This window comes from Tsukamurella sp. TY48, from assembly GCF_019656655.1.
Classification (GTDB): Bacteria; Actinomycetota; Actinomycetes; order Mycobacteriales; family Mycobacteriaceae; genus Tsukamurella; species Tsukamurella strandjordii.
In genome coordinates this window covers 98,834-118,374 of the sequence record NZ_BPMV01000002.1, presented here as the reverse complement: position 1 = coordinate 118,374, position 19,541 = coordinate 98,834, and the positions used below count along the sequence as shown (strand labels likewise).

Below are 19,541 nucleotides of genomic sequence, written 5' to 3'. Positions count from 1 at the left end.
GCAGGATCAGCGGCGCGCCGATTCCGGTCGGGGCTGATAGCAGCCAGATTTGCTCATCATGTTGTGAACTTCGCCGACACATCTCCCCGATCGAACGCCCGAGACTCGCCGACCCGCAACCTTTGCATTCGCGAGCCGTGCGGCTCCACGGTGTCGGTTGGCCTGCTAGCGTGAGTGGCGTTACAGTCACCGGCCTGGGAAGACGACGCACATGACTCTGACCGCGGCACCCCGCCATTCCGAAGAGATCGCCGAGCACGGCGGGTCCGGCATCAGCCCGCTGGACGAGCTGCACGAGCAGTTCCGCACCTCGCTGTTCGACGCCGGCCACCTCGTCCCCACCGGCATCGACGGCGTCTACGGCCGCGGCGCCGAGTTCGAGAAGCTCGTCACCGCCGTCGACGCGCTCGTCGCGGACGCCATTCACGAAGTGCACGGCGGAGCCGCCACCGTGCTGGCCTTCCCGCCGGTGATGCCGCGACAGATCCTCGACAGCACCGATTACATCGCCTCCTTCCCGCACCTATCGGGTGCGGTGGCCACGTACAGCGGGGGCGACGCCGAGCATCGCCTCCTCCTGGCCGGTCGCGCGGCGGGCCACGACTGGGGCGGCTACCTCCGCTCCAGCGAGCTGGCGCTGGTGCCGTCCGCGTGCCACCCCGTCTTCCCCACACTCACGGGCACCCTCCCCCGCGACGGCGCCTGGGTCGACGTCTCCGGCTACTGCTTCCGCAACGAGCCGTCGGCCGACCCCACGCGCCTGCAGACCTTCCGGATGCACGAGATCGTCCGGGTGGGCACCGAACGCGCGGCGATCGCGCACCGCGACAGCTGGGTGGCTCGCGCCGCCGATCTGCTCACCGACCTGGGGCTCACCGTCGAGAGCACCCCCGCCGTGGACCCGTTCTTCGGCCGTGGTGGCGCGGCCCTGGCCGCCGATCAGCGTGCGGACGATCTCAAGACGGAGCTCGTGGTGCGGATCTACGGCGACGACCAGCCGGGCGTGGCGGTCGCGTCGAGCAACTACCACCGCGACCATTTCGGCGCGCAGTTCGGCATCACCACGGTCGACGGCGCGGTGGCGCACAGTGCGTGCCTGGGCTTCGGCATCGAGCGCGTGGCGCTGGCCCTTCTCGCCACGCACGGCCTCGAGCGTGCGACCTGGCCCGGCGCGGTGAACGCGCAACTCTGAGCGACCGTCGCACGCCGAGTGACCACCCGGCTCCGCGTGTCGTGGCCGCCGCGGAGATACTTCTGTCGTGGGTAAACCGGTGAGGAGCGGCCGACTGAGCCGACGCGGTGCGATCGTCGCGGCCGTGGTCGTCGTGGTACTCGCACTCGTGGCCACGATGGTCGATCGTGCGTACGTCGCCCCACGGACCGCCGATCAGCTCGCCCGGGCCGACGCCATCGTGGTCCTGGGCGGCAATCCCTACGATCGTTTCGAGTACGGCCTCGAGCTGGCCTCCCGCGGGCTGGCTCCCCAGGTCGTCCTGTCGAATTCGGTGGGCGCCGCGGACTCCACGATGCAGGAACTGTGCGATCGGCCCATCCGCGATGTGAGCGTGACCTGTTTCCTGCCCGTGCCCTGGACCACTCGCGGCGAGGCACAGGAACTCAATCGGCTTGCCGCCGAACGGAACTGGCGGAGCGTGATCGTGGTGACCACCACCGCCCACGTGGAGCGCGCGCGATTCATCCTCGAACGCTGCTCAGTCGCGACGCTGCAGATGACCGACTTCCCCGAGCGCAGAGCGCTCGGCGCCACCGTGTACGGCTGGGCTTACCAGACCGCGGGGTGGCTCAAGGCGCTCACGCAGACGGGCTGCTGATCACCGGGTGACCGCGGTGATCAGCGGGTGACCGCGTAGGCCACGGCGCCGGCCGCCAGCACCAGCAGTCCCACCGATACCGCGGTGGCCGGCAGCGACAACGCCACGAGCACACAGCCCACTGTTCCCACCGCGGGCACCACCCGCGACCGCGGGCGGGCGTCGAGCGTCCAGGCCGCAGCATTGGCGACCGCGTAGTACGCCAGCACCGCGAACGACGAGAACCCGATCGCCGACCCCGGATCCAGCGTGGCGGAGGCGATCACCACCACGACACCCACGACCAGTTCGGCACGCACGGGCACACCCCGGCGCGCGTCCACGACGGCCAGTCCGCGCGGCAGATGGCCGTCGCGGGACATCGCGACCACGGTCCGGGAGACCCCGAGCAGCAGGGCGAGCAGCGCTCCGATCGCCGCGACGCCGGCGGTCACGCGCACCACCGCAACGGCGCCGGGCAGACCCGCCGCGGTGGCGGCATCGGCGAGCGGGGCGGGCGACCAGGCGAGACCGCCGGCGCCCAGCACCGCGAGCAGCGCCACCGCGACCAGTGCGTACACCGCGAGCGCGATCGCGAGGGCCAGGAAGATCGCCCGCGGCAGTGTGCGGGACGGATCGCGCACCTCCTCGGCGAGCGTCGCGATCCGCGCATAGCCGGCGAAGGCGAAGAACAGCAGGCCGGCCGCCTGCAACACCCCGAACGGGCCACCGGCGGCACCGTCGAACAACCGAGCCGGATCGGCCGCCTCGGACGTGATGGCCGCGACGGCCAGCCCGACCAGGACGGCCACCACCACGGCGACCACGACGCGCGCGACCCAGGCCGAACGCTCGACACCCGCCAGATTGAGTGCGGTCAGCGCCGCCGCGGCCCCCGCGGCGACGGGATGTGCGTGCGCGGGCCACGCGTAGTACCCGACCGTGAGGGCCATGGCGGCGCACGACGCCGTCTTGCCGACGACGAAGCTCCACCCTGCCAGGTGCCCCCAGAAGGCTCCGAGCCGTTCGCGGCCGTAGACGTACGCGCCGCCGGAGCTGGGGTACACCACCGCCAGCCGCGCCGAACTGCTGGCGTTGCAGTAGGCCAGGGCCGCAGCCAGTGCCAAGCCGACCAGGAGCGCCGATCCGGCGGCAGCCGCGGCGGGACCGAAGACCGCGAAGACTCCGGCACCGATCATCGCCGACAGGCCGACGGAGACCGCATCGCCGAGCCCCAGGCTGCGGCGTAGGTCCGTCACCGCTGTTCGGTGACCGCGGCCAGTCGTTCGAGCGAGGATGCGAGCCGGTCCGGGGTGGTGGCCCGGGCCCGGGGCAGCCGCTGCTCGTCGTGCAGGTCGGTCCAGTCGTAGGTGTGGGTGACCCGGGTACCGCCGTCGCCGAGCGGCGCCAGCTCGTACCGCCACAGATGACCGGGCGGCTGCTCCCCCACCGGCGAAGGGCGCCAGGCGATCCGACGTCCCTCCTCGAACTCGACGACGTGATTCGCTCGCACCTGCCCGTTCGTCAGGAGGGTCTCGAAGACCTCACCGGCCGCCCGCACCCGATGGCCGGGGGCCGACTCGGCGAGGTTGTCGTTCCCGTCCCATTCGGGCTGGCGGGCCGGATCGGCGATGAACTCGAACAGGACGTCCGCCGCGGCCGCGATATCGCGGGAGGCGGTGACGATGCGGGACTCTTCCGATGCGCTCACCTGCTCATCGAACCAGGTCCCCTCCCCGGCCGCCCAGGTTCCGGCTCAGCGGGAGCCGTGGGCGTGGTCGAACGGGGCCCGGCGGGCCGCCATGGGCCCGGTGGGCCTGTCGGACCGACGGATACAGTGGGTTCATGAAAGCTGTCGTCTGCACCGAGGGTCGGCTCACCGTCGAGGAGCTGCCCGCCCCGAGCCCCGCGCGCGGGCAGGTGTTGCTCAACGTCACCCGCACCGGGATCTGCGGCTCCGATCTGCACGCACGGCACCACGCAGACCTGGTCGCCGATCTCGCGGATCGTGCCGGCTACCCCGATCTCATGCGGATGAACCAGCGCGTCGTGCTCGGCCACGAGTTCGTGGGCACCGTCGCCGAGTACGGTCCCGGGTGCCGCAAGCGCTGGGCCGTGGGCACCCGCATCGTCGCGCTGCCCACCATCAAGGTCGGCAGCGAACCCCAGCTCGTGGGGCTGTCCGAGCGGGCGCCCGGTTCGTACGCCGAGCAGGTCCTCGTGCAGGAGTCGATGGCCATGGAGGTCCCGGCGAAGCTCTCCGATGAGGAGGCAGCCCTCACCGAGCCGATGGCCGTCGCCTGGCACGCGGTGCGCCGCGCCGAGGTGGGCCGTGGGCAGACCGCGATCGTGATCGGGTGCGGCCCCATCGGTCTCGCGGTGATCGCGATGCTCCGCGCCTCCGGCGTGAAGAAGATCGTGGCGAGCGACTTCTCGCCCGGCCGCCGCGCACTGGCGAAGAAGATGGGCGCCCACGTGGTGGTCGACCCGCGCACCGAACAGCCCTGGGACGCCTACGAGCCGGGCCGCAACGAGCTGCGGTCGGTCTCGGACCTGCTCGATCTCGGCGTGGACACGATGAACAAGCTGCGCCTGGTCCCCGGGCCGGTGCCGTGGTGGCACGTCTTCCGGCTCGCGGAGAAGTTCGGTGAGACCCCGGCCGGACCGGTCGTCTTCGAGTGCGTCGGCATCCCCGGCATGATCGACCAGCTGGTCAATTCCGCCCCGCTGCGGTCGCGCGTGGTGGTGGTGGGCGTGTGCATGGAGCCCGATACCTTCCAGCCGGCCATGGCGGGCAACAAGGAGATCGATCTGCGCTTCGTCTTCGGCTACGACCCGGGCGAGTTCCACGACACGCTGCAGATGATGGCGAACGGCAAGGTGGACGTGAAGCCGCTGATCACCGGCACCGTCGGCCTCGACGGCGTGGCCACGGCCTTCGACGCCCTCGGCGACCCCGAGACGCACGCGAAGATCCTCATCGACCCGTCGAGCACCGTCACCGAGCCCTGAACACCGACGACGGGACGCTGACCGTCGCCACGTTCAACGTCAACGGGATCCGGGCGGCGCGACGGCGCGGCTTCGACGCCTGGCTCGCCGGGCGCGGCGCCGATGTGGTGGCGCTGCAGGAACTGCGCTGCCCGCCCGACGCGGTGGGCGAGTTCCCCGGCTTCCACGCGGCGGTGGACTGCGGTTCGATCCCGGGGCGCAACGGCGTGGCGATCCTGACCCGCGCACCCGCGGCCGCGGTGCGAAGCTGGGCGACCCATCCGCCGCGCGCCCGGGGACTCGGGTCGTACGCGCACGAGGGCCGGTACATCGAGGTGGATCTCGCCGATGCACCCCTGACGGTGGCCTGCCTCTACCTGCCGAAGGGCGGCCTGCCCGCGCACTTGCAGCGACCGGGGAACATCCGCGACGTGCCGGACGACGGCGCGAAATACCAGCGCAAGATGCGGTTCCTCGCGGCCTTCGCGCGCGAGCTGGACCGCAATCGCCGCGCCGCCCGCGCCGCGGGGCGTGAGTTCGTGCTGCTGGGCGATCTCAACGTGGCGCACCTGCCGCACGATGTGACCAATTGGCGTCCGGCGCAGAAGATGGAGGGCTTCCTGCCCGAGGAGCGCGCCTGGCTGGGGCAACAGCTCGGCCCGCGCACCCTGGTCGACGTGGTGCGGCGCCTGCACGGCGACCGACCCGGGCCGCTGTCGTGGTGGAGCTGGGCGGGTGCATCGTTCACCAAGGACGTGGGCTGGCGGATCGATCACCACCTCGCCTCCCCCGGTCTCGCCGCCTCCGCGGTGTCCGTGACCGTCGACAAGGAGCCGTCGCCGGACGAACGCCTCTCCGATCACGCGCCGGTGGTCGTCGATTACGCCTTCCCCCGGAGCGGCCCGCGTCGGTAGTGTCGGAGTCATGTCCCTGTTCGCCGGCCTGCTGACGCAACTGACCTCCGCCCTCCGCGGCGCGGAGTCGGCCTCGGAGAACCTGGCGCACGTCTTCGGCGGTTCGGCCACCGCCGCGCGGCTGCGCGGCTACGAGTGGGCGGTCCTCACCCTGCGCGATGCCGAGGTCTCCGCGTCCGAGACGCCCGTGCGCGCCATCCGCGAGCTCCGCCGGCACAACCGCGCGCTGTCCCTGCTCGGCGCCAAGGCCCTCGTGGACGAGGTCGTCGCCCGCGGCTGATCACCCACGCGCAGCGCTCGATTCGGAACCCCGATTCGGAACGCGGTGAGGGCAACACTTCCGGACCGCCCGCGGTCCCGGAAGACTCGGTGGACGTGAAACGCATCCTCGCCGCCGTCGTCGTCCTGCTCACCCTCGCCGCTACCGCCTGCTCGTCGACCGAGCCGGCGAACGAGATCAAACTCGGCGTGGTCGACATCGGCAAACCGCACTGGAAGGTGTTCACCGATCTCGCGAAGGAGAAGGGGTTCGCCGTGAAGCTGGTCTCCTTCTCGGACTACAACGCGCCGAATCCCGCGCTCGCCGATTCGTCGATCGACCTGAACCAGTTCCAACACGTGCGGTACCTGGCGGCCTACAACACCAAGAACACCGTCCGGCTCACGCCGGTGGGAGCCACGCAGATCTACCCGCTCCAGCTGTACTCGAAGAAGTACCGGTCGATCGACGCGCTGCCCGCGGGCGCCAGCGTGGGACTGTCGGACAATCCGGCGAACCAGATCCGGCCGCTGCTCAGCCTCAAGGCGGCGGGTCTGGTGACCTTCCGCGACGGCGCCGGCACGTGGAAGTCGACCCTGGCCGATGTGGACCGGGAGCGCTCGAAGGTCAAGCTCGTGACCTTGGACCCGACGCAGATCGGCCCCGCCCTCGACAGCCTGGACGCGGGCTTCGTGGACGACACCTTCGCCACCAAACTGGGCCTGACAACCAAGGATTCGATCTACACCGACGATCCGAACCGGCCCGACCTGGCGCAGTACGTGAACATCTTCGCCGCCCGCGAGAACGATCCGCGGATCGCCGATTACACGCGCCTGGCGGCGATCTACCACGACGACCGGGTGCACCGGGCCGTGGTCGCCGACGCCGGTGAAGCGGCGGTGTTCAGGACGGAGAGCCCGGAGCAGCTCCGGGCGACGTTGACGCAGACGGAGGAGGCCCTGAAGGCGCCGAAGTAGCGGCGCGGCCCGCGGCGATCGCCGCGCCACCGATGGTGACCAGCGCGCCCAGGATCAGTGCCGATCCCTCGCCCGCGGCGAACAGCCCGAGCTGCTCGCCGACGGTGACCGCGGCCACCGGAACCCCGATCTGGGCGGCGGCCAGCACTCCCAGCGGGATCGGCAGGCCGACGGCGCGCATGGCCACATGCGCGGCGATCGCACCGAAGCCGAGGGCCAGGCCCAGCAGGATGAACTTCGGATTCTCCACCAGATCGCGCAGGTTCACCCGGGCGCCGAGCCAGACGAAGAACAGGGGCGCGAAGAAGCCCTCCTCGATGGCGAACAGCTGCGCCGCCATCCGCCGCGGCTCCCCCACGGCGGCCACCGCGAGTCCGAGCGCGAAGCCCGCCAGCATCACCGAGACGTGCATCGTGGTGGCGATCGCCGCCAGGATGAAGAGCGCCACCAGGCTGATCCGCAGCTGCAACGCGAATTCCCGCTCCGCGGAGAAGGCCTCCAGACGATCGCGCACGCCATTGTTCTCGGACCACCGCAGGATCAGGAACATGACGAACGCCGCCACGCCCACCGCGAGCGCCCCGAGCGCGGCGCGGCCCGCGGTCGGCGGGTCGATCACCAGGGGCAGGGCGACCACGCAGACGGTATCCGCGATCGCCACCTGCGCGGTGAGCGCGAGCACCGGCTTACCGGTCAGGTGATTGGAGTTGATGATCGGCAGCACCACCGCGGCCGAGGAGGAGGCCATCAGCACGGCGTACAGCGCGGCGTGGCCGGTGCCGAAGGCCGCGGCGAGGGCGGTGCCCAGGACCGCGGCGATCACGCCGACCGCGGCGGCCCGGGCCGCGCCCGCACCCAGCGCCGAGCGGACCGCGGGGTCGCGCACGGGCACGTGGGTGCCGGCCACGAACATCACCAGGGCGAAGCCGATGTCGGCGAGGAAGGCGAAGGTGGGCTCGGTGGAGTCCAGCACCCGGAATCCCGTGGCGCCGAAGACCACGCCGGCCAGCATCGGCCCCAGGATGAGCGGCAGGTGCCAGGATTTGCGGGCCGCGAGCACGGGACCGAGCAGCCCCAGGGCGGTGACCAGCGCCAGTGTCGAAAAGGTCATTGCAAAGACGCTACTGGACGCGGGCCCGCCAGTACCCGCGAAGCTCCTGCTCGGACGCCGATCGGGCCGCGAGCACGCCGTCCTCGTCGTCGAGCAGGCACACGGTGCGCGAGGGCAGCACGCCCTCGGCGATGAGCTCGGCCTTCGCGCGCCGCATCGCCGCCACCAGGGCGTGCCCGTAGCGGGCGTACGCGGCGTCCCAGTCGGCCTCGTCGAGGCCCTCGACCGCATCGCACAGCCGGTCCTGCCACGCGTCCAGCGGCGGACGCCGAGCCCAGGACTCATCGGACCGGGGCCATCCCTGCGGCTCCCACAGCCGTTCCGGCGGCACGGATTCGACGGTGCCGAGCGCCGGGTGGGGCAGATGGATCTCGCCGCCGGTCTCGGCGTGGAAGGCGGTGAGCGCGTAGGCGTAGGGCAGCTCACCGTCGGCCTGGTACCCCAGCGCCCGCGCCGCGGTTCGCAGCTCGGCGCAGACGGCGTCCTCGAAGCCGAACCAGTCGAACCGTGGGCCGGGCTCGGTCAACGCCGGACCACTGCGAGGTCGGCGAGCGTGGTCAGGCAGTCGGCCGCCATGGTGAGGTCGGCTTCGGCCAGCAGCGAGCGGATCACGTGCTCGACGCCGGCGGCGCCGCCGATCGTCAGGCCGTACACGTAGGGCCGCCCGATCCCGGCAAGGGTGGCACCGAGGCCCACGACGCGCAGGATGTCGACGCCGTCGCGGATGCCGCTGTCGAAGGTGACGGGCAGTCCCGCGTCGAGTACTCCCTCGAGGTGACTGATCGCGGGCAGCCCGCCGTTGGCCTGGCGGCCGCCGTGATTGGAGCAGGCGATCGCGTCGATGCCCTCGGCCGCGGCGCGGCGGGCGTCCTCGGTGTGGCAGATGCCCTTGAGGATGATCGGCAGGTCGGTCAGCCGGCGGATGCGGGCCACATCGTCCCAGGAGAAGGTGGGCTTGCTGAACAGCGACGACCAGACGATCCCGGCGTGCAGCGGCGGCGGGGTGTCGGTGCCGCAGATCTCCAGGAACCGCGGATCGGTGAGGTAGTTCGCCAGGCACCGACCGCGCAGGAACGGGATGTAGCCGTTGCCGAGGTCGCGGGGCCGCCACCCGAGCGAGCCGGTGTCCAGGGTGATGGTGAGCGCGTCGAATCCGGCGGCGCCGGCGCGGCGCACCAGGTTGTCGGTGAGCTGATCGTCCTTCGTCGGGTACAGCTGGAAGGCCGCGAAGGAATCACCGCGAGCATCGGCGATCTCCTCGAGCGGGGCCTCGGACAGCGTGGAGTACATCGCGGCCACGCCGAGCGCCTTCGCGGCGCGGGCCACCTCGAGATCGCCGCCCTCGTGGACGAGTCCGTTGACGCCGACGGGGCACAGCACGATCGGGGCGTCGAGTGTCCGGCCGAGGAAGGTGGTGGACAGGTCGCGCTCGCTGCGATCGCGCAGCATCCGGGGCACGAATCCGTACCGGCGCAGTTCGGTGACGTTGAGGTCCTGGGTGCTCTCGTCACCGGCGCCGCCGCGGACGTAGTCGAAGGTGGCGTGGTCGAGCACCTGCCGCGCGCGTTCTTCGAGGTCGGTGAAGGTGTAGGGGAAGCGGCGGTGCTTCGCGAGCAGCCCCTCCGCGTAGATGCCGTCCTGGAAGCTGCCGAAGTCCGCCATGCACGGACGGTAACAGCCGCTCAGTGGGTGCGATCGTTCACGGCGCGGTGAGGAAGTCCAGTGCGTCCGCGGTGGCCCGTGGCTCCTGCAGGTGATAGCCGTGCCGCATCCCCGGATAGGAGCGCAGCGCGGCCCCACTGATGCGATCGCGCAGGATCGCCGCGTTGCCCGCGAGGCACATCCGGTCGTCGGCGCCCGTGAGGACGAGTGTGGGCGCCACGATCAACGGGAGCGCCGCGGCGGCGTCGTGATCGGTGCTCGCCGCGAAGTGGGAGCGCTGCGCGGGCAGTGAGCGGGGCGCCGCGGTGATCGCCTCGGCGGCCTCCGGGTGCGCGGGCAGCCAGTCGGGGGTGAAGAACAGTTCGAGGAGCGCCTGCCGGTCGGAGCGGACGAGGATGCGCAGGACCTCGTCGGGGCGGGCCAGCCCGTGCCGGTCGCCCACACTGGTGGCGCCGAGGATCAGTCGGCGCACGCGGTCGGGATGGTCCGCGGCGAGCCACTGGGCGGCGCGGCCGCCCATCGAGAAGCCGTAGACGTCCGCCCGCTGGCCGATCGCCCCGTCGGCGCGGGCGGCGTCGAGCACGGCGAGCGCGTCGGCGGCGCAGTCCCGGGTGCTCCAGCCGCGGGGGAACCGGTCGTCGCTCTCCCCCACGCCCCGGTGGTCGAAGACGACGACGGGGCCGGCGGCGCGGAGGGAGTCGACGAGCGGCGCCCAGGACCGGGCGCCCAGCGCCTGCCCGGCGATGAGCAACAGTCCCGGGCCGGTCGCCTCCGGGGTCGCGGTGTGCACGGTGTAGGACAGTCGGGCCCCGTCGGGCGCCACGGCGAAGGGCATGCGACCAGCCTAGACAGGCCCGGACCCGGTGCCCTGCACGGTCCCGCGATTAGGGTGCCTTAAACTATTCGGCATGTCTGTTCACATCTTCTACGGCTCGTCGACGGGAACCGCCGAGGGCGCCGCGAACGCCATGTACGACGTTTTCGCTGGCACCGGCTCCGTCGAGGTCCACGACATGATGGACGGCGAGATCGACGCGCTGGACCCCGCGGACTTCCACGTCTTCTCGTGCGCCACGTACGGCGACGGCGAGTTGCCCGCCGGAACCACGGAGTTCTTCGAGGACCTCGTCGAGGCCGCCCCCGATCTGACCGGCCTGCGGTTCGCCGTCTTCGGCCTGGGCGATTCGATCTACGTCGACACCTACAACTTCGGTGGCAAGACCGTGGTCAAGCACCTCACCGACCTCGGCGCCACGCAGGTGGGCGAGCGCTTCGAGCACGACAACTCCGGCACCGACGACGCCAACGAGAAGGCCGTCGAGTGGGCCACGGGGATCGTCGGCCTCATCTGACCCGACCACGAACCAACGACAACGGCCGCCGCGGTGATCCGCGGCGGCCGTTCGCTGTTCGGGGTGGTGCGCGACTAGTGCGTCTGCGGCACGCTCAGCGTGGGCGGGGTGGTGTTCACGCCCGCGCAGGCCTCGCACACGGAGGCGGGGATGACGCCGCGGCGCTGCAGCCACCCGAAGACGACGCAGCCGAGGCACAGGCCGAGGGCCGATTCCAGGAGTGCCGCCACCACGAGCAGCCCCAGCACGATCTGTGCGGCGACGTGGTTCCCGGTGAGGAAGAGCACCAGGGCGACGCCGGAGAAGGCCAGTCCGATGGTCTGGGCGAATCGCTTGGGCGGGCCGGGGACGAGCTTGGCGGGCCCGACCCGCGGCGCGATCACGTGGACGGCGAGCCGGCCGAACGGCGAATAGCGGGGGCCGCCCGCCACACGCAGCGCGAAACCGATCGCCAGGGCGGCGTAGAGCCACCATTGACCTGCGACGATGGTGACCACGGCGAGGACGACGACGAGACCCGCGGTGACGCGGGCCGCGTTGTCGTTGACCGGATTGGGGAACGAGAAGACACCACTCACCCGAGCGACGATATCCACGCCGGAAGGGCCCGGCCAGGGTTGCGCTCGCGCTGATTTCTGGTGGTCAGCCCCGGGCCAGGCGCAGCAGCAGCGGCACTGCATCGCGCAGCAGCGCCGCCTCCTCCACGGTGAGTTGCTCGCTTCCGTGCGCCATGAGCCACTGATCGCGCTCGTGTTCCTGCGCGTGCAGGGCCGCGTGCCCCCGGTCCGTGGGCCGGACGGGCCGCCGCCGGCCGTCCGCCCCGTCGGCGTCGTCGACGTGTTCCACCAGGCCGCGTCGTTCGAGGTCCTTGATCGCGGCCGAGACGTTCGAGCGCCGCATCCCGAGGCGGTCCCCGATCGCCGTCGGGAAGGCGTCCGGGCCGAGCGCCTCGACGGTGCTGAGGACGAACAGTTCGGCACCGCGCAGACCCGCGGCGGGCAACTGCCGGAGTCGTTCCTCCAGCAGGCCCACCGCGAGCCGCAGTGCCTCGGCGTCGCCGAGCTTCATCGTCGCTCGATCACTACTCGTCGTCGACCAGGACGGCCGGTTCCACCTCGGCCGACCGGGCCGGAGCCGGGGCCGGGGTCGTCTCGGACGGCGCGCCGCCGAGCAACTGGGCGAGGTCGATGCCCTGGGCGCGGAGCGAGGCCACGACCGAGGCGATGGACTGGCCGGACAGGCCCAGCAACCCGCCGGTGGCATCGGACTGTCCGCCACCGATGATGTTGATGCTGTCGATCGCGGCGGTGGCCTCGGACTGGGCCCGCACCGCCCCTTCGATCATCGACAGGACCTGCGGGACGAGGAGCAGGCGCACGGCCTCCGCCTCGTACTGGTTGAAGGCCTCGGCCTGGGCCCGCTTACCGGCCGCGTCGGCCCGGAGCTCGGCCTCGAGCGCGGCGGCGGCGGACTTGCGGGCTGCTGCCGCCGACTCACCCTCGAGCCGGATCGCCTCGGCGTTCACCTCCGCCTGGGCCAGCTTGCCGGCCGCGTCGGCACGCAGCTCGGCCTCGACGGCGGCGGCGGCCGACTTGCGGGCATCAGCGGCGGATTCGCCGTCGAGCCGGGTGGCGTTGGCGCGGGCCTCGGCGGTGAGGAACGCGGACTGCCGCTCGCCCTCGGCGCGGGTGACGGCTGCCTGCTTCGCCGCCTCCGCGGGGGCGATCACGTCGGCCTCCAGCGCGGCCTCGGCCTGGGCACGGCGCTTGCGCTCCACCTCGGTGCGGGCCTCGATGCGGGCGGCCTCGGCCTCCTCGAGCGCGATACCGACGGCCTTCTCCGCCCGGGCCTTCGACAGCGGCCCGGCCTGGTCGGCCTCGGCGTTCTGCGCCTCGGTCTGCGCACGGAGCTGGGCGATGCGCACATCGCGGCCCTGTTGGGCCTCGGCGATCGCCGTCTCCGCCTCGGTCTGCGCGATCTCGCCGGCGCGGCGAGCATCGGCGGAACGGATCAGCGAGTCGCGCTCGGCCTCGGCCTTGCCGATGTCGGCGTCGCGCTTGACCTCGGCGATGCGCTTCTGGCCGAGCGATTCGAGGTAGCCGTTGCGGTCCTCGATACCGGCGATCTTGAGGATGTCGACCTCCATGCCGATGCGCGAGAGGTCACCCCCGGCCTCGTCGACCACGCCGCGGGCCAGGGCCTCACGGTTGCTGTTGAGCTGCTCCACGGTCATGGTGGCCGCGATCCCGCGCAAGCTGCCGGCCAGGATCTCGTTGATCTGGTTCTCCAGCTCGGCCATGTTCGCGGTCAAGAAGCGCTGCGCCGCGGTGCGGGTCATCTCATCGGTGGTGCCGATGCGCACCAGGCCCACGGCCTGCAGTTCGACGGGCACACCGTCGATGCTGCGGGCGTTGCTCAGCGCGATGCGGATCTCGAAGGGCCGCAAGGGCATGTAGTCGACGCGCTCGAGCCCCGGAACTTTGAACCGGGCGCCGCCACGGACGACCTTCATCTCGCCACGACCGGTGAAGATGGCCACCTGGTCGGGCGGGGACTTGATGTAGTTGTGGAAGAAGATCCACAGGGCTAGCAGGATGACGATCACCGCGGCGCCGGCCGCGAGCAGGATCGATCCAGTCATTTCGATTCCCTCCCTATCTATTCAAAGGTTCAGTTGCGCGAGACTCCGCGCGTGCGGGGGTCAGGCCTGGGTGTTGAGCGGCTGAACCACCAGCCGGTCGCCCTCGACATCGACGATCAGCACCTGATCGCCGTTCGCCGCAGCGGCTTTCGGATCGACGAGGATCGCCGTGGTGGTGCTGCGCACCGACTCGGAATCGACGTAGGTCACCTGCCCCCAGCCGCCCGCCGGTATGGCCATGCTCAGTTCTCCGATGGTGCCGACTGCGGCGCCGAGCCCGGCGACGGCGCCGGTCTGCGCGCGCCGCATGCTGCGTAACACCACCATGAGCAGGCCGTACGCCCCGATGCCCGCCAGCGCCGCGATCACGGCGACGACGGGGGCGGCGAGGTCGGTTCCCACACTGAGCGGCCAACCCACCACACCGAAGACACCCACCGCGGCCGCAAGTGCGGGCGCGCTGAGCCAGGGCAGGCCGGCGTCGGTATCGACACCGCCGAAATCCATGTCCCCCAGGACGAGTGACGCCACCAGCGTGAGAACACCGACGACGGCACAGATCGCGAAAACGGTAACCACGGGCGCCTCCTCTGCGCTCGGATCTCCTGATTCCAGTATAGCAAAGAATACGTACGGATTGTGCGGGACTGGGCACACGGGCCGGTGCCGGCACACGGTCGTGCATCGCGTGCGTCGTCTCGGCGTGAAGTACTCCCCCAGATCGGGTAGTCCTACTCAGGCGGCGCGCGCCTCGGGCCGACATCCTCATAACCATGACCTCACACACTCCGGCTCCGAAGCCGACCACCGCCTTCTTCGCCCAGTCCGCCATCGCTTTCGCCGTCTCGTCCGGGGCGCTGCTCATCGGCGCCTTCTACCTGCCCATGGACCCGTGGCAGCGCGGCTTCATGATCATCGGCACCCTGTTCCTCATCACCAGCTGCTTCAACCTCGCGAAGGTCGTGCGGGATCAGCAGGAGGCCAACAGCATCCGAGGCCGTGTCGACGAGGCGCGCCTGGACAAGCTGATGGCCGAGCACGATCCGCTCCGCAGCGTGGGCTGAACCGACCCTGGACTTCTCTAGACCGCACGGTCTATATTTAGACCATGCGGTCTAGAGACACGTTCACCTCGGAACAACGACGGGCGCAGCTCGTGGATGCGGCCATCGCCGTGATCGCGGAGAACGGCTACCCCGCGGCGTCCGTCGCGAGGATCGCCGAACACGTCGGCATCGCGAAGTCCGTCGCGCTCTATCACTTCCGCACCAAGGACGAGCTGGTCCAGGCCGTTACCACCACCGTCTTCGTCACCGCGGCGCAGTACATCGTCCCGGCCATCGCCGCGGCCGAGACCGCCGCCGATAAGCTCGCCGCCTACATCCGGGCCAACATGGCCTTCCTCGCCGAGCACCGCGATCAGACCATCGCCCTCCGCGAGATCGCGACCACCTATCGCACTCCCGACGGCAAGCGATTCGACACGGCCGTCACCGAGGACACCGCCGCGAATCCCCCGCAGGGAGATCTGGCCCTGCTCGACCCCGCCGCGATCTTCGCGCTCGGGGTCGAACGGGGCGAGTTCCGCGCCGATCTCGATGCCGTCGCAGTAGCATCGGCCCTACGCGGCGCACTCGACGGGGCGGCCACCGACCATGCGCGACTGTCCGATTACGACCCGATCGCCTACGGAGAGACCGTGGTCGATCTGTTCGCCCGGGCGGTGGTCGCATGACCCGCATCGCGATATCCGCGTTCGGCACGCGGGGCGACGTTGTTCCGCTCACCGGCCTCGGCCGCCGCCTCCAGTCCAGCGGAATCGACGTGGTGATCGCCGCGCAGGAGCCGTATCGGCCCGAGGTCGACTCCGCGGGAATCACCTTCGCGCCACTACCGCGCGATACGCGGGCCGAGACGATCGCCTCCCCCGCGGCGCAGGCCCTCGTCGACGGGACGTCGATGCGGCCGTCGAAGGAATCCCTGGAGGAGATGCGCGAGGGCTTGCGCGGCGTGGGCAAGGCCATGGCCGAGGCGTCCGACGGTGCCGACCTGCTTCTGCTGGAGGGCCCCGTGGGCGCCCTGCTCGGGCGGCACGTCGCCGCGGCGCTCGGGTTGCCCAGCGCGGGTGTCATGTTCCAGCCCGCCTCCCCCACCGGCGCTTTCAGCCCTCCGGCGCTCGGGACGCGTTCCTTCGGCCGGCTCGGGAATCGGGCGGTGTGGTGGCTGGGCGGATTCGCCGAGCGGGTGTACGCACCCGTGGTGGCGGAGCTGCGCCGCGATCTCGGCCTCCCCGCGAAACCGTCCGCTGCCGAGAAGCGGGCACGGCGCGGCTGGCCGGTGCTGTATCCGTTCAGCGAGGCCGTGCTCCCCCGACCGCGCGACTGGCCCGATCACCTGCACGTGACCGGTTACCTCACCCCCGAATCCGTGGGCGGCCTCCCCTCGCATGTCGAGGCGTTCCTGGAGGCCGGCCCGCCGCCGGTGGCGATCACGCTCGGCAGCACCGCGACCGCGCAGGGTGAGCACCTGTCGGCGATCATCGCCGAGGCCACCGCGTCCGCCGGTGTGCGCGCCGTCGTGCAGAGCGGGTGGGCGGGCCTGGCGCCCGAGGGCGAGCACCTCCTCGTCGTCGACGATCTCCCGCATGCGCAGCTGTTCCCCCGGTGCGCAGCGGTCGTGCATCACTGCGGCGCGGGCACCACCGCTGCCGCGCTGCGTGCCGGCGTCCCGTCGATCCCGGTGCCCGGCATCATGGATCAGCCTTTCTGGGCACAGCGCCTGCACACGATCGGCGCGGGCACCGCGCCCCGGCCCCGTCATTCGCTGACCGCCGAGGGGCTCGCAGAAGCTCTACAAGCGGCGCCCGCGCACCGCAACCGCACCGCGGAACTCGGTGCGGTCGTGCGTGCGGAGGACGGCGCCGAGCGTGCCGCCCGCGCACTCACCGACCTGCTCGACGCACGTATCACCCCCGGCTAAGGAGACGATCATGGTCGACCAGAATCTCGTCAACGCGATCATCACGGCGGGCGCTCTCGCCGCGGGCGGAGTCATCCTGGGCGGCGCGGCCGTCGGCGCGGGGATCGGCAACGGTCTCGCCGGATCGAAGCTGGTGGAGGGTGTCGCCCGGCAGCCCGAGGCGGCGAGCCGCCTGCTGCAGCGCGCTTCGGGCGCCACAAATTCTTTCGACTGCTCCGATCATCCGCCATCATCGATGTGAAAGATGGTGCGCCCGTGCATGTATGAGGCGCGACGAACACTGTTCGAACTATTGCTTCTTCATCGAACAGTGGCGTAAAATGGGACTCACTGGGAGGAGGCAGAATGATCGAGACCACGAGCACTGCAAGCGAATACCTCGATGCACTCGCCTCCTTCGAACGCGCCGCCGATCGCCTCGCCGCGACCGACCCGGTAATGCTCAGCCCGCAGGAGGTGCTGCAGGCCTTGCATCGCCTGGAAACCGCGGCCCGAAAGATCCCGTACAGCCAACACCTGCTCGCGCGAGTGGCATTCGAGCAGGGGCTGCCCGGGCAACTCGACTACACCGGCATCAAAGAAATGCTGGTCGACCAGCTGCGATTGGCCGGGTCCGAGGCCCGCGACCGCATGCGCGGCGCCGTCGACCGGGCACCCCGCCACGAACGCGGAACCGCACCCGAGCCGAAGTACGCGCTGATCGCAGCCGCACAACGTGCGGGACGGATCTCCGAGCGGCACGCCACGGCCATGGACAAGATCTTCACCGCCTGCCGCACGCGGCTCACCGCCACCGACGCGGAGAACCTCGAAGACATCCTCGTCACCGCAGCACACGACGTGACCCCCGACGACCTGATCACGATCGGCAGGCGCGCCATCGATCTCCTCGATCCCGACGGCGCCGAGCCCGACGCCGATGTCATCGCCCGGGCCCGAGCGCTGGACGTGGGACCCCAGGGCGACCACATGATGACCGACTTCGACGGGGCGCTGAGCCCCGAAGGACGGGCGCTCCTCGACACGATCCTGGAGAAGCTCGCCCGGCCCGGGATGAACAACCCCGCCGACGCCGACGATCCGGTCGATACCACCGATCAAGCCGCGCTGCGCGATGCCGCTCAGCGGGACAAGCGCACGCGATCACAGCGCAATCACGATGCCCTGGTCACTGCGCTGCGCATGGCGGTAGCCGCGGGTGAGCTCGGCCAGCACCGCGGCCTACCGTGCGTACCGATCGTCACCCTGACCATCGACCAGCTCGAATCGCACACCGGGATCGCCACCACCGCCACCGGCGGGCGCCTGCCGGTGGAGGACGCACTGCGGATGATGGGCACCAACCCCAAGTACGTCCTCCTTCTCGACCTCGCATCGCGGCCACTGTTCCTCGGCCGGGAGAAGCGGCTCGCCACCGCCGATCAGCGGATCGCGCTGTACGGATCCGAACGCGGGTGCTCCGCCCCGGGATGCGAAGCGCCCGCCACCCGGACCCAGGTCCACCACATCACCGAGTGGGCGGACGGCGGCGAAACCGATATCACCGCGCTCACTCTGGCCTGCGATCGGCACCACGCCACCGTGACACCGGATACCAGCGACCGTCCGCGGGGGCGCGAGACGATCACCCTCGCCGAGGGGCCCTACGCCGGGCGCACCGGCTGGCGGCGCAAGGCCGACCCCACCCGTCGGCACCGGGTCAATCACACCCACCACACCGACGAGCTCCATCGCCGCGCCCTCGACCACTGGCGCCGCCGAACAGAGCAATTCCGCGAGCAGTGGCGGGCCGAAGACCAGCGCGCCCAGTACAACGCCGTCATCGGCACCACCTACGACGACATCGCAGCCATCCTCGACGGCCCCCACGGACCGCCACACCTGGAACGGCTCCTCGCCGACCATGACGCCGAGGAACAGTGGCGCCCCGACGGATCGGCGGGCGGCGCAGTGTCTGCGGCCTGACGGCTACGTCCGCCGATCTATCGCCGCGGCGAGGTCGGTGCGGAGCGAATCGAGGGCCGGAGTGGGGCGCCCGGCGGCGGCACGCCAGGCGTCGAGCATCCGCAGGCTCTGCTCCGCGTGCCGGACGAAATGATTGCCCGCGAAGGTCGGGACGTCGAGCGGGATCGCCACCCCCGCCGTCGCCAGGCCGACACGCACCACGATCGGTGGCAGGGCCGGAGCAGTGCGGCCGGTCACGACCCGCAGCGCCTCCGCGGACGCGGCACCGGGACGGCCGAGACTGCGGCGGAAGGCGTCCCAGTCACCGTCGACCACGGCGAGCTCCGCCGCGTACGGCACCAGGCCCGCGGGACTCGCCTCGACGGCGCGCATCGGCACGCGCCGGACGACCCGCGGAAACTCCGCGGCCATCCGGGCCGGCAGCGCACCGTCGCCCGCGACGAGGAAGGCGCCGAGGAACGGCGGCACCCAGAACTCGGCCCGGGTCTGCGCCCCGCGCGAGGTGGCGAAGGACGCGACGTTCGGCGCCAACAACGCCACCTCGGCATCGGGGAACAGCGCACGCGTCGCGGCGAGATCGCCCGGGACCTGGCTGGTACCCACTACGGCGGGGATCCGCGCATCCCGCAGCACCGCCGCCACCTCGGGTGCCAGCTCCCCCGGTGCCGACGTGAGCACCAGCAGGTCGAAGACGCCCGGCGCAATCCCGGCGTACCCGGTCACCGGCACGTCCACCGTGGTGCCGCTGCGCCGCCGCACCGCGGTCAGCGTGACACCGTCGCGCCGCGACGCCGCCGTCACCGCCGCCCCGGCCTCCGCGAACAATGCACCCGCGGCCGCGGCGATCGCCCCGGCGCCCTGGATCAGGACCCGCAT

At 71.3% G+C, this 19,541-nt stretch carries 23 protein-coding genes; 12 read left to right on the top strand and 11 right to left on the bottom strand.

Features of this window, described 5'->3' with window-relative positions:
• Positions 1-211: 211 nt before the first annotated feature.
• Both TTY48_RS16355 and TTY48_RS16350 read left to right on the top strand, forming a co-directional pair.
• Complete coding sequence (locus TTY48_RS16355; protein ID WP_220658724.1) at positions 212-1,192, top strand: amino acid--[acyl-carrier-protein] ligase; 981 nt, start codon at positions 212-214, stop codon at positions 1,190-1,192.
• Between the two features lie 79 nt (positions 1,193-1,271).
• A complete protein-coding gene (locus tag TTY48_RS16350) occupies positions 1,272-1,832 on the top strand; it encodes a YdcF family protein (RefSeq protein ID WP_255585782.1) in 561 nt (186 codons plus the stop codon).
• Between the two features lie 20 nt (positions 1,833-1,852).
• On the opposite strand, the gene TTY48_RS16345 is transcribed toward TTY48_RS16350, so the two are convergent.
• The gene (locus TTY48_RS16345; RefSeq protein WP_220658723.1) at positions 1,853-3,070 is read right to left on the bottom strand and encodes an APC family permease; all 1,218 of its coding nucleotides are present in this window, start codon (positions 3,068-3,070) and stop codon (positions 1,853-1,855) included.
• On the bottom strand, positions 3,067-3,522 hold the full coding sequence (locus tag TTY48_RS16340; protein ID WP_220658722.1) for an SRPBCC family protein: 456 nt from the start codon (positions 3,520-3,522) through the stop codon (positions 3,067-3,069). The genes TTY48_RS16345 and TTY48_RS16340 overlap by 4 nt, the downstream gene beginning before the upstream one ends.
• A gap of 134 nt (positions 3,523-3,656) precedes the next feature.
• Between TTY48_RS16340 and TTY48_RS16335 the strand changes: the two genes are divergently transcribed.
• From TTY48_RS16335 to TTY48_RS16320, 4 genes are all read left to right on the top strand, one after another.
• A complete protein-coding gene (locus tag TTY48_RS16335) occupies positions 3,657-4,823 on the top strand; it encodes a zinc-binding dehydrogenase (protein ID WP_220658721.1) in 1,167 nt (388 codons plus the stop codon).
• A 17-nt stretch (positions 4,824-4,840) separates the two neighbouring features.
• A complete protein-coding gene (locus TTY48_RS16330; protein ID WP_220659587.1) occupies positions 4,841-5,716 on the top strand; it encodes an exodeoxyribonuclease III in 876 nt (291 codons plus the stop codon).
• A gap of 10 nt (positions 5,717-5,726) precedes the next feature.
• Positions 5,727-5,996: a hypothetical protein gene (locus TTY48_RS16325; protein WP_220658720.1), complete on the top strand. Its 270-nt coding sequence runs from the start codon at positions 5,727-5,729 to the stop codon at positions 5,994-5,996.
• Between the two features lie 95 nt (positions 5,997-6,091).
• Positions 6,092-6,955: a MetQ/NlpA family ABC transporter substrate-binding protein gene (locus tag TTY48_RS16320; protein ID WP_255585781.1), complete on the top strand. Its 864-nt coding sequence runs from the start codon at positions 6,092-6,094 to the stop codon at positions 6,953-6,955.
• On the opposite strand, the gene TTY48_RS16315 is transcribed toward TTY48_RS16320, so the two are convergent.
• The 4 genes from TTY48_RS16315 to TTY48_RS16300 are packed head-to-tail and all read right to left on the bottom strand — an operon-like array spanning position 6,882 to position 10,563.
• Entirely contained in the window at positions 6,882-8,066 is a 1,185-nt protein-coding gene (locus TTY48_RS16315) for a cation:proton antiporter (RefSeq protein WP_220658718.1), read from the bottom strand. The two genes, TTY48_RS16320 and TTY48_RS16315, sit on opposite strands and share 74 nt — an antisense overlap.
• A 10-nt stretch (positions 8,067-8,076) precedes the next feature.
• On the bottom strand, positions 8,077-8,592 hold the full coding sequence (locus TTY48_RS16310; protein WP_220658717.1) for a hypothetical protein: 516 nt from the start codon (positions 8,590-8,592) through the stop codon (positions 8,077-8,079).
• Complete coding sequence (locus TTY48_RS16305; RefSeq protein WP_220658716.1) at positions 8,589-9,728, bottom strand: alpha-hydroxy-acid oxidizing protein; 1,140 nt, start codon at positions 9,726-9,728, stop codon at positions 8,589-8,591. The genes TTY48_RS16310 and TTY48_RS16305 overlap by 4 nt, the downstream gene beginning before the upstream one ends.
• 37 nt (positions 9,729-9,765) lie before the next feature.
• Positions 9,766-10,563, bottom strand: coding sequence for an alpha/beta fold hydrolase (locus tag TTY48_RS16300; RefSeq protein ID WP_220658715.1), 798 nt, complete (start codon positions 10,561-10,563; stop codon positions 9,766-9,768).
• 73 nt (positions 10,564-10,636) lie between these two features.
• Between TTY48_RS16300 and TTY48_RS16295 the strand changes: the two genes are divergently transcribed.
• Positions 10,637-11,080 (top strand): flavodoxin family protein, encoded by a 444-nt coding sequence (locus TTY48_RS16295; protein WP_220658714.1) that lies wholly within the window; start codon positions 10,637-10,639, stop codon positions 11,078-11,080.
• A gap of 74 nt (positions 11,081-11,154) precedes the next feature.
• Here TTY48_RS16295 and TTY48_RS16290 read toward each other — a convergent pair whose 3' ends face one another.
• From TTY48_RS16290 to TTY48_RS16275, 4 genes are all read right to left on the bottom strand, one after another.
• Positions 11,155-11,658, bottom strand: a complete 504-nt coding sequence (locus tag TTY48_RS16290) for a DUF4395 domain-containing protein (RefSeq protein ID WP_220658713.1) — start codon at positions 11,656-11,658, stop codon at positions 11,155-11,157.
• A gap of 64 nt (positions 11,659-11,722) precedes the next feature.
• Positions 11,723-12,148 carry a MarR family winged helix-turn-helix transcriptional regulator gene (locus tag TTY48_RS16285; protein WP_220658712.1) on the bottom strand — a complete coding sequence of 142 codons (426 nt, stop codon included), beginning with the start codon at positions 12,146-12,148 and terminating at the stop codon, positions 11,723-11,725.
• A gap of 13 nt (positions 12,149-12,161) precedes the next feature.
• On the bottom strand, positions 12,162-13,721 hold the full coding sequence (locus TTY48_RS16280; RefSeq protein WP_220658711.1) for a flotillin family protein: 1,560 nt from the start codon (positions 13,719-13,721) through the stop codon (positions 12,162-12,164).
• A gap of 60 nt (positions 13,722-13,781) precedes the next feature.
• Positions 13,782-14,300 (bottom strand): hypothetical protein, encoded by a 519-nt coding sequence (locus tag TTY48_RS16275; RefSeq protein WP_220658710.1) that lies wholly within the window; start codon positions 14,298-14,300, stop codon positions 13,782-13,784.
• A 194-nt stretch (positions 14,301-14,494) separates the two neighbouring features.
• On the opposite strand from TTY48_RS16275, the gene TTY48_RS16270 reads away from it, so the two are divergent.
• The 5 genes from TTY48_RS16270 (at position 14,495) to TTY48_RS16250 (ending at position 18,665) form a co-directional block, all read left to right on the top strand.
• On the top strand, positions 14,495-14,785 hold the full coding sequence (locus tag TTY48_RS16270) for a YiaA/YiaB family inner membrane protein (protein WP_220658709.1): 291 nt from the start codon (positions 14,495-14,497) through the stop codon (positions 14,783-14,785).
• Between the two features lie 44 nt (positions 14,786-14,829).
• Positions 14,830-15,456, top strand: coding sequence for a TetR/AcrR family transcriptional regulator (locus TTY48_RS16265; protein ID WP_220658708.1), 627 nt, complete (start codon positions 14,830-14,832; stop codon positions 15,454-15,456).
• Positions 15,453-16,700 carry a glycosyltransferase gene (locus tag TTY48_RS16260; protein WP_220658707.1) on the top strand — a complete coding sequence of 416 codons (1,248 nt, stop codon included), beginning with the start codon at positions 15,453-15,455 and terminating at the stop codon, positions 16,698-16,700. Before TTY48_RS16265 ends, TTY48_RS16260 begins: the two co-directional genes overlap by 4 nt.
• 10 nt (positions 16,701-16,710) lie before the next feature.
• Positions 16,711-16,941, top strand: coding sequence for a hypothetical protein (locus tag TTY48_RS16255; RefSeq protein ID WP_220658706.1), 231 nt, complete (start codon positions 16,711-16,713; stop codon positions 16,939-16,941).
• A 104-nt stretch (positions 16,942-17,045) separates the two neighbouring features.
• The gene (locus TTY48_RS16250; RefSeq protein WP_220658705.1) at positions 17,046-18,665 is read left to right on the top strand and encodes an HNH endonuclease signature motif containing protein; all 1,620 of its coding nucleotides are present in this window, start codon (positions 17,046-17,048) and stop codon (positions 18,663-18,665) included.
• A gap of 3 nt (positions 18,666-18,668) precedes the next feature.
• Here TTY48_RS16250 and TTY48_RS16245 read toward each other — a convergent pair whose 3' ends face one another.
• Positions 18,669-19,541 carry a hypothetical protein gene (locus TTY48_RS16245; protein ID WP_220658704.1) on the bottom strand — a complete coding sequence of 291 codons (873 nt, stop codon included), beginning with the start codon at positions 19,539-19,541 and terminating at the stop codon, positions 18,669-18,671.

Coding starts and splice junctions, on each gene's coding strand:
- TTY48_RS16355 (WP_220658724.1), top strand. CDS start 212: ATGACTCTGACCGCGGCACCCCGCCATTCCGAAGAGATCGCCGAGCAC.
- TTY48_RS16335 (WP_220658721.1), top strand. CDS start 3,657: ATGAAAGCTGTCGTCTGCACCGAGGGTCGGCTCACCGTCGAGGAGCTG.
- TTY48_RS16325 (WP_220658720.1), top strand. CDS start 5,727: ATGTCCCTGTTCGCCGGCCTGCTGACGCAACTGACCTCCGCCCTCCGC.
- TTY48_RS16315 (WP_220658718.1), bottom strand. CDS start 8,066: ATGACCTTTTCGACACTGGCGCTGGTCACCGCCCTGGGGCTGCTCGGT.
- TTY48_RS16305 (WP_220658716.1), bottom strand. CDS start 9,728: ATGGCGGACTTCGGCAGCTTCCAGGACGGCATCTACGCGGAGGGGCTG.
- TTY48_RS16300 (WP_220658715.1), bottom strand. CDS start 10,563: ATGCCCTTCGCCGTGGCGCCCGACGGGGCCCGACTGTCCTACACCGTG.
- TTY48_RS16295 (WP_220658714.1), top strand. CDS start 10,637: ATGTCTGTTCACATCTTCTACGGCTCGTCGACGGGAACCGCCGAGGGC.
- TTY48_RS16285 (WP_220658712.1), bottom strand. CDS start 12,148: ATGAAGCTCGGCGACGCCGAGGCACTGCGGCTCGCGGTGGGCCTGCTG.
- TTY48_RS16280 (WP_220658711.1), bottom strand. CDS start 13,721: ATGACTGGATCGATCCTGCTCGCGGCCGGCGCCGCGGTGATCGTCATC.
- TTY48_RS16270 (WP_220658709.1), top strand. CDS start 14,495: ATGACCTCACACACTCCGGCTCCGAAGCCGACCACCGCCTTCTTCGCC.
- TTY48_RS16265 (WP_220658708.1), top strand. CDS start 14,830: ATGCGGTCTAGAGACACGTTCACCTCGGAACAACGACGGGCGCAGCTC.
- TTY48_RS16260 (WP_220658707.1), top strand. CDS start 15,453: ATGACCCGCATCGCGATATCCGCGTTCGGCACGCGGGGCGACGTTGTT.
- TTY48_RS16255 (WP_220658706.1), top strand. CDS start 16,711: ATGGTCGACCAGAATCTCGTCAACGCGATCATCACGGCGGGCGCTCTC.
- TTY48_RS16250 (WP_220658705.1), top strand. CDS start 17,046: ATGATCGAGACCACGAGCACTGCAAGCGAATACCTCGATGCACTCGCC.
- TTY48_RS16245 (WP_220658704.1), bottom strand. CDS start 19,541: ATGCGGGTCCTGATCCAGGGCGCCGGGGCGATCGCCGCGGCCGCGGGT.